8 protein-coding genes are annotated in these 17,220 nt (G+C 35.5%); 5 read left to right on the plus strand and 3 right to left on the minus strand.

The genetic code is table 11. The features are described 5' to 3' along the window. Window positions 1–1,140: 1,140 nt before the first annotated feature. A complete protein-coding gene (locus EMN46_RS08620) occupies window positions 1,141–3,552 on the minus strand; it encodes a penicillin-binding protein 1A (RefSeq protein WP_154200400.1) in 2,412 nt (803 codons plus the stop codon). Between the two features lie 568 nt (window positions 3,553–4,120). Between EMN46_RS08620 and EMN46_RS08625 the strand changes: the two genes are divergently transcribed. After that, window positions 4,121–5,461: a serine hydrolase gene (locus EMN46_RS08625; RefSeq protein ID WP_195715222.1), complete on the plus strand. Its 1,341-nt coding sequence runs from the start codon at window positions 4,121–4,123 to the stop codon at window positions 5,459–5,461. Window positions 5,462–5,876: 415 nt separating this feature from the next. Further along, the gene (buk, locus tag EMN46_RS08630; protein ID WP_154200402.1) at window positions 5,877–6,953 is read left to right on the plus strand and encodes a butyrate kinase; all 1,077 of its coding nucleotides are present in this window, start codon (window positions 5,877–5,879) and stop codon (window positions 6,951–6,953) included. Between the two features lie 395 nt (window positions 6,954–7,348). Here buk and kdsA read toward each other — a convergent pair whose 3' ends face one another. After that, window positions 7,349–8,167, minus strand: coding sequence for a 3-deoxy-8-phosphooctulonate synthase (gene kdsA / locus EMN46_RS08635; protein ID WP_154200403.1), 819 nt, complete (start codon window positions 8,165–8,167; stop codon window positions 7,349–7,351). A gap of 85 nt (window positions 8,168–8,252) precedes the next feature. After that, window positions 8,253–9,257 carry a transglutaminase domain-containing protein gene (locus tag EMN46_RS08640; RefSeq protein ID WP_229130315.1) on the minus strand — a complete coding sequence of 335 codons (1,005 nt, stop codon included), beginning with the start codon at window positions 9,255–9,257 and terminating at the stop codon, window positions 8,253–8,255. A 387-nt stretch (window positions 9,258–9,644) separates the two neighbouring features. On the opposite strand from EMN46_RS08640, the gene hrpB reads away from it, so the two are divergent. The 3 genes from hrpB to EMN46_RS08655 all read left to right on the plus strand — a co-directional run bounded on the left by hrpB (window position 9,645) and on the right by EMN46_RS08655 (window position 16,603). After that, window positions 9,645–12,128: an ATP-dependent helicase HrpB gene (gene hrpB / locus EMN46_RS08645; RefSeq protein ID WP_154200405.1), complete on the plus strand. Its 2,484-nt coding sequence runs from the start codon at window positions 9,645–9,647 to the stop codon at window positions 12,126–12,128. 506 nt (window positions 12,129–12,634) lie between these two features. After that, window positions 12,635–14,878 (plus strand): peptidase U32 family protein, encoded by a 2,244-nt coding sequence (locus EMN46_RS08650; protein WP_368667509.1) that lies wholly within the window; start codon window positions 12,635–12,637, stop codon window positions 14,876–14,878. A 513-nt stretch (window positions 14,879–15,391) separates the two neighbouring features. Then, on the plus strand, window positions 15,392–16,603 hold the full coding sequence (locus EMN46_RS08655; protein WP_154200406.1) for an NAD(P)/FAD-dependent oxidoreductase: 1,212 nt from the start codon (window positions 15,392–15,394) through the stop codon (window positions 16,601–16,603). Window positions 16,604–17,220 lie beyond the last annotated feature (617 nt).

Raw genomic sequence — 17,220 nt, forward strand, 5'->3', positions numbered from 1 at the left:
TAGTGTAAATATTCATTGTTTTATGATGGGTTTGGAAAGAGCAAGCTCTTTTGGTTTTTCAGCGTAAGGTTTTAGCGTTGGCAAAAAAACCAAATGTGCTTGCCAAGCGTGGGCTTTTTTTCAGTATGCCGCACAACGGTATTGCTAAGTTTAGTTGGGTGTTAAAACCACTTTTCTATCTCTCATTTCTAGTTTTCTAAGAGATAGAAAGCAGTATTAAACAACTTTAACCCCAATTAAATTTAGCTCTTGTTATGTACTTTTACATTTTAAAGCCTCCTTGTTGCAAATCACCCCTAATAGGCTTTTAAAATTAGGTCTATTTTAGTCTATTAATTCTCTAACTAAAATAGATAAAAGGCACTGTTAAACTCTTTATTCCTTTTTAAACTCCTTTGTTTAGTTTGATCTTATGAGCTTTAGATTTGTCTAAGGCAGCGTCATATCAAACTATACATGGCTGAGTCCTTTATACAAAACAAGATCTCAATAAAACAAGTTCCTTTCTTAAAAGAACAAGTGTAATTAACTGTTTATCAATGTCGAATTTCATCTTGCTCTTGACATTGATTCTAAAAAACAGTAACTTATCCAAGTCTTAGTTAACGATACTAGTCGTTTGAAAGAGCGATCTTTCACGGTAGCACCGAATAAGACTTGAACAATGCTACGCATTGCCTTTCTTGTCCTTTTACGCCTTAAGGAACTTTCCACCCATGTTTTGTCTCAGCCTTAAATAAAGAGGGTTTTATCTCTCCATAAAGAGCTTAATTGTACATAACAAGTGGGTAAAGTGCAATGCACTTTATCCCATTTATATGTTGGTTTTTGTAAGTTGTTGCTGTTCTTGTTGTTATTTGTTGAAATAACATCTAATGTACTTTTTATTTTTGCAAGAGATTTTTACTCACGTGGGTGTAAATCTCTGTCGTTTTGCTCGATTGAAGTTTAAAGGTAGTGTTATTATCTTAAACGTATAGTTTTACAATATGTAAATTTATTTTGAATAGCATAAAATTAAATGGGTGGTCTACCTTTTCTTTTTTGTTACAATGTTTAACCAATTATAGTTATTAAGGCAACACCAATAGAGGAAATAAAAAAGCGTAAAATCACTTAGTAATTTTACGCTTTTCATGTTTACTTATCTTTGTTCTTTCTGCTGAATATTGATTTGATTTTATCGTATATCGATTTCTTATTTTTCCTTCTGTTAGCTCTACGTTCCTTCAATTTTATTTTATCCTCTGGTTTATTGTCAATACCAAGAAGTCTTTCGAAGAATCCTGCTTTAGGTGGCATGTAGTGAGGCATATCTAACAGAGCTAGTGTTTCGTTGTCTGGTTTAAAGAATGGTGCGTAACAATATTTGTGATACTTACTGTTATTATTGAGTTGATGCATAAATTTACCATATATTGGTAAAGCCATAGTAGCACCTTGGCCTAAAGCTAAAGAGCGGAAATGAACTCTCATATCGTCGGCTCCGACCCAAGCTCCAGCAACTAAATTTTGATTGTACCCAATATACCATCCATCAGCCTGTGATTGTGTTGTTCCCGTTTTACCTGCAAATTCACCTTTTAAACCATAAACGGTTCTTAAAGATTTGGCTGTGCCACTATCTACCACAGCAGTAAGCATGTGATTAATTATATCAGCATTCTCTTCTGATAAACTTGTTTTATACTCATTATCCAATGGGTTTAAGTCGACAATAACTTCACCTTTGTTGGTTTCTATTCTAGATATATAATAAGGTTCTACTTCTTTACCTCTATTAGCAAGGTTAGCATAGACCTGTATCATTTCTAAAAGTGAGATATTTGCCGTACCAAGAGCCAGTGATGGCACATTGGGTAGGGGCGATGAAATACCCATTTCTTCAGCGAGTTCGATGGTTGGTTCTATACCTGTTTCCATAATAAGGTCAACAGCAATTGTATTAACAGATTCTGCCAAAGCACCTTCCATACTGTAGCTTCCTTCGTAATTGTTATCAGCATTTCTTGGTGACCAATCTTGAAATTCTGGGTAGATCTTGCGTTTATTTGGATAATATTCGTACGGAGACATATTAGCCTCAAGAGCGGCTGCGTAGACTATTGGTTTGAAAATTGAACCCACTTGTCGTCTACCCGTAACATGGTCGTACTGAAAATGTTTGAAGTCGATACCTCCAACCCAAGCCTTAATTTTTCCAGACTTTGTTTCCATAGCAACAAAACCTGTATTTAGAAGTTTTATATAGTGTTTAATTGAATCTAGAGGACTCATTTGCACATCTTTTTCACCATTCCAAGTGAAAATTTTCATGTCTCTTTTCTTTTTAAGAAGTGCATTAATTTCATTTTCTTTTTTGCCTTCTTTTTTTAAGCTCTTATAATAAGGCGATCGTCTAATTGCTGAACTTAGAATTTCTTTATTATCGTCCCAAGGGTTTTGTTTTCCCCAGTGTTTATCGAATAAGTTTTGTAGGTTTTTCATGTGATATTTAACAGCATCTTCTGCATATTTTTGCATGCTGTAATCTAGTGTACTCACAATTCTTAAACCATCACGATATATATCGTAATAGGAACCATCGGCTTTTGTGTATTTTTTCAGAATGTTATCTGCTTCCAGACGAATGCGTTCACATAAATAGGGAGCAAGACCTGAATGGATGCTTTGTCTTTGATATTTTATTTTTAAATCTTGTCGTTTAAGTTGCTCTGCTTTGTTTTCTGATATAAAATCATTTTTAGCCATTTGTCCAATAACTACATTTCGACGTCTTTTCGATCTTTCAGGGAATCGTCTTGGATTGTAATAAGATGGAGCTTTTAGCATACCTATTAATACAGCACTTTCATCAAGTTTAAGTTGATAAGCTGGTTTACTAAAATATTGGCGAGAGGCACTTTCAATACCAAAAACTTGTTCGCCAAAAGGAACCGTATTCAAATAGAGTTGAAGAATTTTCTTTTTAGAATAGATTTTCTCTAAACGCGAAGCTGTTATGGCTTCTTTAATCTTATTGACTGGCATAGAGAATTTACCAAAATCTCTTCTAGGATAAAGATTCTTTGATAGTTGTTGACTAAGTGTACTTCCTCCTCCAGAGTTTTTGTTGCCAAGAATAAGCGTTTTGACTAGAACTCGAACCAAACTAATTTCGTCAATGCCTTCGTGGCTATAGAATCGTGAATCTTCAGTAGCAACTAGAGCGTTTATAACGTTGATTGGAATAGCACTAAAGTCTATGTTTGTACGATTTTCGGCGTAAATACGTCCCAAAACAGTTCCATCCTCAGAGTATACGACTGAAGCGTCGGCATTTTGAATTGTTTTTAAAGTATGGTAGTCTGGTAATTTACCCCAAGCTCCATAATAGATGCTTGCTAAGAATAAACCAAATAAGGATCCAGCTATAAGCATACAGAAGAATAAAAATCGAAAAAGCCGAGTTTTAAAAGTTCTTTTAGCTTTCCCTTTTTTAGCTTGTGTTGGCTTTCTTTTAGGAGGATTCTTTTTTTTTGCTTTTGTAGTCGTGTTTTTGCCTTTTGTCATTTATTGCTTTAGTTGCGGTTTAGAACTCAATTTATGGTATACAAAATCTAAGCTATCTGAATCAGTTCTGATAACGTTAGTGAATTAACTTTTATTGCTTAAAGTTTTAAATTGAGTTTTAATCTTAGGTCATTGCAAATATAAGTAAAACTTGTGAATTTGAATTCCTAAAACGAAGGTTTGGATGTATTAAAATGATTATATCTGTTTTTAGTTTTTTCAAGCTAGATTGTGTCGAAATGTTAGCATTTTTAGTTCTAAAATAGCTTTAATTATTCTAGAGATTCTCTTTCCAATAGCTTATACATTTTTTTTTAAAGCCTAAAATCATAACCGTATTGCTTGTCTTGAATCTAAATGATTGTTTTTATGAAATATATTTAAAGTGCCTGAAGTGCTTGTTTTTAGGCGAAATATAATAGTTTTCAGCTTATTTATAGAGTAAATGTTTTATCTTTATAGCCGCTAATTGAGAAATAATAGTCATTTTTGTGGCTTATATTTATGCGAGGGATGAATATCCGTAAAGCATCTTGTTCTGAGATCTTTATTAGATAAAATGTGGAGAATGACTATAAAACAAATCATAATATTGGTATTAACTTTGGTTTTTGTATTACTTGATACACATACCAGTTCGTCAAAAGGAGAAGAAGCTCGTATACCTTACGATAGCAAACTTGCACCTGTTTCGCATCGTATTTCAAACGAACTTTCGTCATCAGATGCAACTAAAAAAGCTGATTATAGAATTAATAGATTCCTTGAATATTGGCGAATAGAAGGAGCATCTGTTGCTATAGTAAAAAATGAAAAGCTTGTATTTGCCAAAGGTTACGGATATGCTGATGTAGACAAAAAAGAGAAGGTTGAACCAGATCATTTGTTTCGTATTGCTAGTGTTTCAAAATTAATTACCGCTACTGCAATTATGAAACTCAAGGAAGAAGGCAAATTGCAGTTGAGCGATAGAGTTTTTGGTGAAGATGGTATTCTTAACTCAAAGAATTACTTAACTATTCATGATAAACGAGCTAAGAAAATTACTGTAGAGAATCTTTTAAGACATACTTCTGGCTTTTCTAGTAGATACGGAGATCAAATGTTTATGCCATTGACAATTGCAAAAAAAATGGATGTGCCTACTCCGGTAAGTGCTGAAACCATTATTGAATTTGCACTTTCAAAACGCTTGAATTTTGCGCCTGGTAGTCGTGGAAGTTACTCAAATCTTGGTTATGTAATTTTAGGTAAAATAGTAGAAAAAGCATCGGGTAAAGATTACGAAGCCTATGTGCAGGAACATATTTTACAACCTGCAGGTATTTTTGATATGCATATTGGTCGAAATTTACGAATCGATAAATTACCTAATGAAGTTAACTATTACGAACAATCGAATGCAATACTAGTTTCTCCTTTTGATGGTTCAGGAGGAAAAGTGAATCGTAGTAATGGTGGCAATAATATTGAAGAACTTGGAGGTGCTGGTGCTTGGATAGCTTCTGCTGCTGAACTAATGAAATTTTATGTAGCTATTGATGGTAAAGATAAGCAAGCTGATATTTTATCTAAAGAAAGTATAGCATACATGACCAAACCAAGCCCTCGAGGATTCAGCCCAATTGGGTGGAAAGGAACACTATCGAATGGAACTTGGTGGAGAACAGGAACTCTTGCAGGAACGTCAGCTCTCTTAAAACAAAATCCTGATGGAACGACTTGGGTAATAATAACCAATACATCTTCGTGGAAGGGATCTAAATTTCCAAAGGATCTAAATAAACTGATGAGACGTGTGATGCGTTCGGTTAAAAAATGGCCAGAGACAGATTTATTTAACTATTTCGAAGCTCAACCTAATGAGCTTGCATTTGATGATATCACCGAGTTTTTAGAACGTAGCTAAGCATTTAAGGTATTAGTCGTTTTTGTGCAAGCTATTTGTTTAGAATTTCTTGTTCGTTCCTGTATGCTCTATAAGTAATTTAAAAAGTTAATATCCAACTTACATAGATGTTTGTAATGGACTATTCCCTTTTTCCAAAGAGTTAAGAGACTTATATATTCCATTTGAAACTGCGATTTCAATAAAAAAGAAGCTCAAACCCTATATGAGCTAATCTAACATTCAAAAAACTAATTTAATTTTGTTGTTTAAAATAACAATTTACTCGCTTAAGTGTTTGATATTGTGTTGTTAATTGTGAAGTTGAGACAGTTGTTTGTAGCGTGAGAAAAGTTTGCTGTTTTTGTTTTTAAATCTTTAATAGAATGGTAATTTTGCACTCAAATACAAAACAAACAATAAACTACTATTTCTAATGGAAAATCGCAGAATCTTAGCTATTAATCCGGGATCTACTTCTACAAAGATTGCCGTGTATCAAGGTGATAAATCAGTATTTTTAAAGAACATTAAGCATTCTAACGAAGAGTTAGCTCAGTTTAACAGCATTTCAGAACAATTCGAATTCCGTAAGGATATTATATTAAAAGAATTGATTGAGGCTGATATTAGGATTGATCTTATAGCGGCTGTTGTTGGACGTGGTGGTTTGATTAAACCTATTGAATCTGGCGTTTACTTGGTTGACGAGAAACTTAAATCTGATTTACGTATTGGAATTCTTGGAGAGCATGCAAGTAATCTTGGTGGACTGATTGCTGATAATATCGCACAGTCATTACCTAATGCAAAAGCTTATATTGCCGATCCTGTTGTAGTGGACGAAATGATTGATGTTGCACGTATTTCTGGTCATCCAGAGTTTGAGCGTATGTCTATTTTCCACGCTCTGAATCAAAAAGCTGTAAGTAGATCATTTGCTTTGTCTGTAGATAAAAATTATGAAGAATTAAATGTTATTGTTGCCCACTTAGGTGGTGGTATATCTGTTGGTGCTCACCTTAAAGGTCGTGTAATCGATGTGAATAATGCCTTAGATGGTGAAGGTCCTTTTTCGCCAGAGCGTTCTGGAACTCTTCCTGCTGGAGCACTAGCTAAGCTTTGTTTTAGTGGTAATGTGACTTTGGACGAAGTTAAGAAAATGATTAAAGGTGAAGGTGGCTTAGTTGCTCATTTGGGAACTAATGATGCTTACGAAATTGAATTGAAAGCTAAGGATGGAGACGCTAAAGCTAAGCTAATTCAAGATGCAATGGCATACCAAGTAGGTAAATCAATTGGTGCTTGTGCTGCAGCTTTAAAGGGTGACGTTGATGGTATTATCTTAACTGGTGGTATAGCTCACAATGGTGATTTAGTAAACTATGTGAAAGAAATGGTATCATTTATAGCACCAGTTGTTGTTTATCCAGGTGAAGATGAAATGAAAGCGCTTGCAATGAATGGTTATATGGTATTAAGAGGTGAAATAGAAGCTAAAATATACGAGTAATTCATCAGTGTCAAATAAATAATGCTCTTGTTATGATATACTTAGAGTCTATATATAGTATAAAACCTTCGGTTAGTTCCGGAGGTTTTTTTATTTTAATCAGAAACTGATATTGATTCGCTTGTGAAATGTAGCATCAATCTAGTTTTAAGTTGATTTTTGTTACTCTTCATCTAGGCATTGATAAATCATGAATTTTTTAAGCTGAAATAATTCTATGAATAAAAGTAAATAAAGAAAATAAAAGCAGAATTAGGATTCTTATTTTGTTGAGAAATCAGTTTTCTGGTACAACCATTCGAGGCTATTATATAGAGTAAATGCTGAAAATGAAAAATCCTTGTAAGATATTGCTCACAAGGATTTTTTATATGATGTTAAAAGTGATGCTTCAATTAAAATTGATTCACTACTTTACGGATAGCAACAAGCTTAGTCAATAGGTCTTCAAGGTGATCTAAATGTAACATGTTGGCACCGTCAGATTTTGCATTTGCAGGATCAGGATGCGTTTCAATAAAGATACCATCGACTCCAACTGCTATACCTGCTTTTGCAATGGTTTCAATTAAGTCTGGACGTCCACCAGTTACACCTGAAGTTTGGTTTGGCTGTTGTAGTGAATGAGTAATATCTAATACAACAGGACAATTATTCTCTTGCATTGTAGGAATTCCACGGTAATCTACGATCATATCTTGGTAGCCAAACATGTTTCCACGGTCGGTTAGCATGACTTTATCGTTTCCAGATTCTCTAACCTTGTTAACTGCAAATTTCATTGATTCCGCAGCTAAAAATTGTCCTTTCTTAATGTTTACAACTTTGCCCGTTTTAGCAGCAGCAACTAATAAGTCGGTCTGACGACAAAGAAAAGCAGGGATTTGTAGGATATCCACATATTGGGCAGCCATAGCAGCTTCTTCAGCGGTGTGAATATCTGTTACAGTTGGTACGCCAAATGTATCGCTAACCTTTTTTAGTATTTTTAAAGCTTTTTCATCTCCAATACCAGCAAAAGAATCTAAACGAGAGCGATTTGCTTTACGGTACGAACCTTTAAAAACAAAAGGAATCTCAAGTTTATTGGTGATTTCAACAATACGTTCAGCAATCTGCATTGCAATTTCTTCACCTTCGATAGCACAAGGTCCTGCTAAAAGAAAAAAGTTACCTGATTCGGTGTGTTTTATATTGGGAATGTTCTTAATCATGATGTATTTGTGTTTAATTTCTTGCAAAAATAAGAAAAGCATTGAGAAATAGAGAATACCTGATCGAGTTAATGAATAATGATATTTAAATCTCTTTGAACGAAAATGATTTTGTGTAAGTATTGGTTTGTCCATCACTTTCTACAATAGGGTATATGAGGAAGTTAACGGGGCCTTTAGTATAACCTTCTAATATTAAATCACGTCCTTGAGTAAACTCAACACGATTTGCATCTAGGTTTCCAAAATAGAAATCTGTTTTAGATGGATTATTATCAGCCTCTGAAATATCTACTGGAGACCATTCATTATTCTGATAAAAATCAGCCCAACAATGGTAGCCACCTATTATCCCACTTTGACCTTCGGGAATTGAAAATCCAATATGAAAACGTGATGGGATTTTCATACTACGAGCTAATGACATAAAATATGAATGGAAATCGGTACAATTACCTACAGAAATATCACAAGCATAATTTGAATTACCATTTCCAAAGGTGAATTCGCCAGCTATTTTAGTTGTTTCTAAATATAGTGATACAACACTGTCTTTAGTTATCCCAGTTTTAATATTTTCGGGTAAACTAGCATAGTATTGATCTGATTGATTTTGAGATTTTGGTTTGCCATAATACATCTCATTAAGTACGAAATCGTAAACAGGTCTCATATTTTCTGGCGTAAATTTATTGGCTTCAATAATAGAGTCAAATCGATTTCCAATTGGGACTAATCGATTAGCTTTTAAGTACTGACTGGGATCTGTAGACTTAAACCTAGCATTTCCTCTTTGCTTTCTATTTACATTGAAACGAATATTAATATCTGTAGCTTGTTCTAAACCGTTTTTAATCTGCGCATAGAAATAAGTGTTACCATGCTGTTTTTCAGTTTCTATTTTATAATCTAGTTCGGTTTCAATTGAAAGTTTGCTAATTACTTGAACTTCATTCGATTGTGGAATGGGAATCCATACTTTTATATTCTTATTCGTGTTTGCATTTAGCTCTACCTTGTAGGTGAATTCAAAGTTTCTCTCTGGTACTTTGCTACAACTGATCAATACAGTAGCAATTAGTAATAACATCAATCTCATCATCTTATTTTTATTGAATTTTATGCTCGTTTTTTATAATCGTGCAAAAATAGTCTAAAGCAATTGCTTTACAAAGCGATGTTACTAATAAAAGACTATTTTCTCTTATTTACAGAATGGGATGGTGATTATTTCCATTTACGATCCCGTTGTACTTGATTACTAGTAAGTATGAAGTGTTATGCTTTTTCATTAATATGTTGTCTATAGGTGTTGAGTTGGAGATTTGTGATCTTCCTTAAATCTTTGTGTCCTTTGTGAAATGACTTCGTGTTTTTTGCGTTTAATTTGATGTATGCATTCGTGTTGTATTTGCTGTTGACTCCTTTTTACTAAATTTGTGGTCTCAATCATTCAGAACCATTAAAAACCTTCAAGTTGACTTTCGATCCATTCAGCATAGATTTACCCGTAAAAGAAATTATTCTAGAAACTAGAGAACATCTAGTGATTGACAATACGCTTATCATTTCAGCACCTCCTGGAGCAGGAAAAAGTACCTTGTTGCCATTAGCTTTGATGGAAGAAACGTGGCTGAAAGGTCAGAAAATATTAATGCTAGAACCTCGAAGATTGGCAGCCAAGAGTATTGCTATGCGCATGGCTTCACTTATGGGAGAGGTAGTGGGACAAAGTATTGGTTACCGCATTCGTTTCGAAAAGCGAGTTTCAAAGGCGACACGTATTGAGGTGCTTACCGAAGGAATTATGACTCGAATGTTACAATCAGATAATGCGCTTGAAGGCGTTGGATTGGTGATTTTTGATGAGATACATGAACGAAGTCTTCATGCTGATTTGGCTTTGGCATTGTGTCGAGAGAGTCAAGATTTTTTGCGTCCAGATTTAAGAATCATGTTGATGTCTGCAACGATTAATAGTACAGCCTTAAGTGATTGTTTAAATGCGAAAGCAATAGAAAGTAAGGGAAGGCAATATCCTGTCGATTTAATATATACCGATGCCAGCGATGTGAGATTGTTGCCTGAAATAACTGCAAATATAGTGTTTAGGGCAGCTAAGGAACAATCTGGTGATATACTCGTTTTTCTTCCTGGTGAAGGGGAAATTCGGAAATGTGAAATGCTGCTCAAGAATCAGTTAGATGGCTTTCTGATTCATCCTCTGTTTGGCATGTTGGCAGGGAATAAACAGATTGCTGCTATTATGCCTGATAAGCAAGGCCGAAGAAAAATAGTCTTAGCGACTGCAATTGCGGAGACGAGTTTGACCATTGAAGGGATTAAAACGGTAGTCGATTGTGGTTTTAGTCGGGTATCACGCTTTGATTCAAAATCAGGTTTATCACGACTTGAAACGATAGAGATAACAAAGGATTCTGCCGATCAGAGAGCGGGTCGTGCAGGTAGACTGGGACCAGGAGTTTGTTATCGTATGTGGAGCTTGGCAACTCATTTGAGATTAAAAGAGCAACGAGTGCCCGAAATATTGGAAGCTGATTTAAGTACCCTTGTTTTAGAGCTGGCAGCGTGGGGTGTTGATAATATTCAGGATTTAACATGGTTGAGTCCACCTTCTGCAGCGGCTGTTTCTCTAGCCAAGGAAAGTTTGCATGAGTTAGAAGCCTTAGAAAATAATCGTATCACTGAACATGGTCGCCAAATTCAGAAATTGCCTTGTCATCCTCGTATTGCGCATATGTTGCTTAAGGCGAAGGAGGAAAATCTTTTGCCATTGGCTACCGATTTGGCTGCACTCCTCGAGGAGCGTGATCCTTTGCCACGCGAAACAGGTATCGATATTAATTTGAGAATAGAGGCTTTGCGCCGTCACCGTAAAGGAGACAGAACGCTTAGACCCCTGAATAGAATTGAGAAAGTGGCCGCTACATATAGACAGCTTTTTCGTATAAATCCAGATAATGGACCCGTTGACCCTTACGAAACAGGCGTGATTTTGGTGCAGGCTTATCCCGAACGAATTGCTCATGCAAGTCCCGGAACCAATGCGCGTTTTATGATGGCAAATGGTAAACAAGCCATGGCGAGTCATCAGGATGATTTGGCTCACGAGCCTTGGTTGGCTATTGCTCATGTGGATGATAGGGAGCGTGGCGGAAAGATATTTATGGCTTCGGCTCTTAATCCGCAGGATCTTGCACCTTTGGTAAAAGAAAATGAAAGTATTATTTGGGATACACATAAAGGTGGCTTGGTTGCTAATAAGGAATTACGAATTGGTCGGCTTGTATTGCAATCAAAACGATTGACTCATCCCAATGAAGAACAAGTTGTTGAAGTTATTTCTAAGGCTATAGAAAAGGAAGGAACTAGTTTATTGAATTTTAGTCCCGATTTTACTCAATGGCAAAATCGTGTCATGAGTCTACGTAAGTGGCAACCGGATAATCATTGGCCTGATGTGAGCACTGATAATCTACTAAAAAGTAATAGAGAGTGGCTAAGTCCGTACTTAAATCGAATTCGAAAAGTTGAAGATTTGAAGAAAATAGACTTGGAGGAAGTTCTGCAGAATCATCTGCCATGGGAGAAACAAACAGAATTGGACAAGCTTGCTCCTAAAAGTTTTTTTGTGCCAAGTGGCTCTAAAATTAAGTTGCAATATCAAGCAAATGGTGATGCGCCTGTATTGGCTGTGCGTATTCAAGAGGTATTTGGTTTACTCGAAAACCCGACTGTGAATCAGGGAAAACGTTCTGTATTGATGCATCTTTTATCACCAGCATCACGTCCTATTCAAATCACTTCCGACTTGCCTAACTTTTGGGAGGATACCTATTTCGAAGTCCGTAAGGAGCTCAGAATTCGTTATTCCAAACACTATTGGCCCGAAAATCCATTGGAAGCCGAAGCTCTAAGAGGTGTTCGACGGAAAAAATGATGTGATTTTAATTATTAATTACGAATTATGAATTATTTGAGGGTCTCACTTTTTTGTGAGGCTCTCAATTGGTGTTTGTATAATTACTCATCTTGCCAGGAAGTTGACATTTATTTCAATTTTTATTATCTCGGGTATACGAAGAGATTGCCGCGTCCTCGTTCCTCGTCCTCGCAATGACAGACGGGGTGGTTTTAATTATGAATTACGAATGATTTGAGGCTCTCAATTGGTGTTTGTATAATTACTCATCTTGCCCAGAAGTTGACACTTATTTCAATTTTTATTATCTCGGGTATCCGAAGAGATTGCCGCGTCCTCGTTTCTCGTCCTCGCAATGACAGTCGTTTTTGAGAAACTCTCCATGTATCATAATAGTTGTCGAATCACTTACTTATTTCTAATTGAATTAAAAGGAGTACTTTTGATCGCGAAATAAATTGATGGGAATAGTGTGTTGAAGCAGAAGGCTGAAAAGGCATTATCAAATAGCTTAGAATAGGATTGTGGATAGAAAATTAGAATTACTTGCGCCAGGGGGAGATATTGAAGCCATAAAAGCAGCCATACTTGCCGGAGCCAATGCGATATATTGTGGTTTGGATAAGTTTAATGCCCGAAATCGAGCTGCTAACATTAGTTTTGACGATTTACATGGTATTTTAAGATTGGCACATCATCACGATTGTGAGATTTTCATCACCCTTAATATCATTATTGTAGAGAGTGAGATTCCTGCCCTTATTACACTTCTGGATAAATTAGCGAATACGAGTGTTGATGGCCTTATTGTACAGGATTTGGGCATGCTTTATTTATTGAAAAAGTATTACAAGAGCTTCGATGTTCATGCCTCAACCCAGATGACGACTCACAACAGAGGACATATTAAATTTCTTTCTCAGTTTGGGGTTTCTCGTGTTAATTTATCGAGAGAATTAAATATTCATGAGATAAAGGAGCTGAGTTCTGTTGGGCGTGATAATCAGATACTGACCGAGGTATTTGTACATGGCTCCAATTGCCTTTCTTTTTCAGGACTTTGTTATATGAGTTCCGTGCATGGTGGTAATTCAGGAAATCGAGGTCGTTGTAGTCAACCTTGTAGAGATCAGTATGTACAAACTGCAGCAGGAAAAGATTATCCTCTTAACTTAAAGGATAATTCAGCCTTTTTTGATATCAAGGCATTGTACGAAGCAGGTGTTTATTCCCTAAAGATTGAAGGGCGAATTAAGAAAGCCGATTACGTTTATGCCGTTGTGGATGCTTGGAAAAAGAATATTCAATCTTTATATAGGAACCAAAAAGGGGAAACGGATAATAGTGTTTTGTATAAGGTTTTTAATCGGGATTTCTCCAATACATTCTTAAAAGGGGATATCAATAAAGGTATGTTTATCGATAATCCTAGAGATAATACTATAAAGCATTTATCAGAAGAGAAGGCTTATGCATCGGCAGAAGAGTTAGAGGTGGCTCACTTGGCTTTGTATCAGGAAAAGGATGATCTTAAGAGCTATATTAAAGAGAACATTATAAAATTAGATGCAAGTAAGGGATACTTGAATATTTCTTTATCGGGAGAATGTGACCAGCCATTAAAGTTATCCGTAAAGACACCAGAAGCGTCTTTCGATTTATTATCGGAGGTTCCACTTTTGAAAAAGGGTAGTGAGGTTTTGAATAAGGAAATGCTGTTGAAGCGATTTAAGGCTATAAACGAAACGGCTTACTATATTAATGAAATTGATATGGCTCATTTAGGAGCTGATTTATTTATTCCTTACAAAGAGTTGACTTCTCTTAAAAAACGATTGCTGTTCATCTTGAATGGTTCAAAAGAAAGTATTGAGCCGATTATACTTCCTCGTCTCAAAAAATCGGAAGCTCACATTGAACAAGCCAAACTCTCCATCTTAATTTCTTCTAAGGATGATTTTTCTCTTTGTGATGAGGCTACTGAGGCTATTTATTTTCAATTGCCCAATAACTTTCAGAATAAACTAACTGAATATCTTGACCTTTTTAGAGGAAATAAAAAGTTGATTCCTTGGTTTCCTGCGGTAATTATAGGAGATGCCTATAATACGGCTGTTGAATTTTTAAGTGAACTAAATCCGCGTAGAATTGTTAGTAATAATACGGGTATTGCCTACGAAGCCTGTCAAAAAGGAATCGATTGGATTGCGGGACCACAGCTTAATTTGACCAATTCGTATAGCCTTTTGTGTTTAAAAGAAGAGTTGAATTGTAAGGGTGCTTTTCTGTCGAATGAGCTAAATAAAAATCAGCTTAAATGGATAAAGTGTCCCGAAGATTTTGAGCTTCATTACAGCATCTACCATCCAATTGTATTAATGACAAGCAGACAATGTTTGTTTCATCAGGTAATTGGTTGTGAGAAGAATAAGGTAGATGAGACTTGTATTTCGAATTGTAAAAAGGCAACGACAATTACGAATATGAAAGATGAAGCGTTTTTCATAGAGAAAAGCGAAGGAAATTATCATCATATTTATAATGATAGTAATTATTTGAATACCGCTGTTGTAAAAGATATACCAGATACTTTTTCAAGCTTTTTAATCGATCTTAGAGATGTTAAAACTGGGACAAATTTAAAGGTAGATAAACAAGAATTGATTCAGAATTTTGATGACTATTTAGATGGAAATATCGATTCAGAACAAAAACTTCACGAATTGCTTGTTTCAACAGCTTGTGAGCAATATAAAAAAGGGATTTAACTATTGTATCAATAGCGTTTTAAATAAATTGGCGCTTCGCCCAAACCCGACTTCATTTTTTGGCTTGATCCAAAAAACGAAGCAAAAAAGATCAAGGCTGTTTTTTAAATATCTTTCTTATTTGTCTCATGCTTAAGTGCGGCTGGGGGATTTTCGAACAAGTTCTCAACTTCCCAGTCTTACTAAAGCTTTCGTTAAACGAAAAATATTTAAAAGAAAGGCCCTATTTACTTAAGCTCAAAAAAGAACACCTTGTTCCTATTATTGAGTTTAATTGTGAGATTAGTAATGAAATACAAAGCACAAACAAAAACGTTTAGGACAGAGTAGGTTTTAAATAGTTATTATTGCAAGATTAATAGAGCTACATTACATAATGTGTGAACGCTACGAATTTTCTGTGTAATTTTGTAGACAAGTTTTCCTGTCAATACAAAATGGGGAGCATTTAATAAACGAACCATTGCCATCTTAATACATAAGGAATTGGCACCTGAATAAAATCATATATACATGCGAGTAGGAATAATTGGTGGAGGAGCAGCAGGTTTCTTTGCAGCTATTGCTGTAAAGGAAAATTATCCCGAGGCTAAGGTTGTTATCATTGAAAAATCGAGACAACTTTTATCCAAGGTTAAAGTTTCAGGCGGTGGTCGATGTAATTTAACGAATGCTTGTGATCCTAAAGATCTTTTCGGAGCCTATCCTCGTGGTGGTCGAAGTTTAAAAAAAGCCTTTCATCTGTTTAATAATCAAGATTGTGTTAAGTGGTTTGAGTCTAGAGGTGTGCCTTTGGTTATTCAGGATGATAAGTGCATTTTTCCTGTTTCTCAGGATTCCCAGAGTATTATCGATTGTTTTTTGAATGAATGTAAACGACTTGATGTCGAAATACAAGTCGGATTAGCGGTTAAGTCCATTAATCCCCAAGGAGAACAATTTGAGCTTGTTTTTGATAAAAATGATGTTGTTTCGGGAACCTTCGATAAGCTAATTGTAACAACTGGTGGTTCACCTCAAAGAAAAGGCTTGGAGTGGTTGGAGTCATTAGGGCATAAAATTGAATGCCCAGTTCCTTCCTTATTTACTTTTAATATGCCCGATGAGGCTGTAACCAAGCTGATGGGTATTGTTGTTGAAAATGCGATGGTAACGCTTCCTTTATCGAAATTAAAAGCAGAAGGTCCTCTTTTGATCACACATTGGGGAATGAGTGGTCCTGCAGTGTTGAAGTTGTCGGCTTTTGGAGCTCGTATGATGAGTGAGAGAAATTATGATTTTAAGATCTTGGTTAATTGGCTTAATTCAAGTTCCAATGATTCAGTAATTGAATACTTGAATCAAGTTGTTGAGGAAAATACAAATAAGATGTTAGGTAATTATAGACCTCAATTACTACCCGATAGACTATGGCAATTTCTTTTAATTAAAGGCGATTTGTCACCACAAAAGCGTTGGGGAGAGCTTGGTAAAAAAGGAATAAATAAGTTGCTCAACTTGCTAACAAATGATGAATATACGGTAAAAGGCAAAACCACATTTAGAGACGAATTTGTGACTTGTGGAGGAGTTAGTCTTGAGAGTGTAGATATGACAAGTATGCAATCTAAAAAGTGCAAGAACCTTTATTTTGCAGGAGAAGTGTTGGATATTGACGCCATTACGGGTGGTTATAACCTGCAAGCTGCTTGGTCTACAGGATTCCTTGCCGGAAAGCTGAAGTAAGCTAAGTCAATTTGTGAATACTGATTTCAGATTTTTAGGAAGTCTGTAAAAATGGTTCTACGACCATTTTAGTGGATGACCATACAATATCATAGTGAATATTAGTTTGAGATTTAAGTAAATTCTTTAAACTCTGCAATATTTAACGAGTTTCAATCTTCTACAATATCTCGTAAAAACTAAATTATATCTTTTTTTTATTTTTCTTTTGGCTTAATCCAAAAGAAACAACCCCGAAGGGCTCATGAGCACCTTTTAAAATTTAGTCTGCGAATAAAAGATCAAGTCTCCATAAGACTCAGGGTGAATACTTCAGATATCATAAGTGCAACTGGGGGATCTCCTCGTTCCTCCTCGTTCCTCCTCGGTTGACTTCGTCGATTTCGCAAGCTCAATTTCCAGTTTTACTAATGACTTCTTTGTATTCTTACCCATCGCCTTCTGAGGCCATTTACTGGTTTCTGCTTAACAAAACACGCTCAAAATGTTTTGATAAGATATGATTAAGATTGTGGAATTTTTCTTTGATTATCGGAATCAGGATGACGGGTATGAGCTATTTCATCAAATTCATACCGTAATTGATGTATTTCCACTAAAATGGTAGTAGTACCGTA

Origin of the sequence: Ancylomarina sp. 16SWW S1-10-2 (assembly GCF_009669305.1) — a bacterium.
Lineage (GTDB): Bacteria > Bacteroidota > Bacteroidia > Bacteroidales > Marinifilaceae > Ancylomarina.

Coding starts and splice junctions, on each gene's coding strand:
- EMN46_RS08620 (WP_154200400.1), bottom strand. CDS start 3,552: ATGACAAAAGGCAAAAACACGACTACAAAAGCAAAAAAAAAGAATCCT.
- EMN46_RS08625 (WP_195715222.1), top strand. CDS start 4,121: ATGACTATAAAACAAATCATAATATTGGTATTAACTTTGGTTTTTGTA.
- buk (WP_154200402.1), top strand. CDS start 5,877: ATGGAAAATCGCAGAATCTTAGCTATTAATCCGGGATCTACTTCTACA.
- kdsA (WP_154200403.1), bottom strand. CDS start 8,167: ATGATTAAGAACATTCCCAATATAAAACACACCGAATCAGGTAACTTT.
- EMN46_RS08640 (WP_229130315.1), bottom strand. CDS start 9,257: ATGTTATTACTAATTGCTACTGTATTGATCAGTTGTAGCAAAGTACCA.
- EMN46_RS08655 (WP_154200406.1), top strand. CDS start 15,392: ATGCGAGTAGGAATAATTGGTGGAGGAGCAGCAGGTTTCTTTGCAGCT.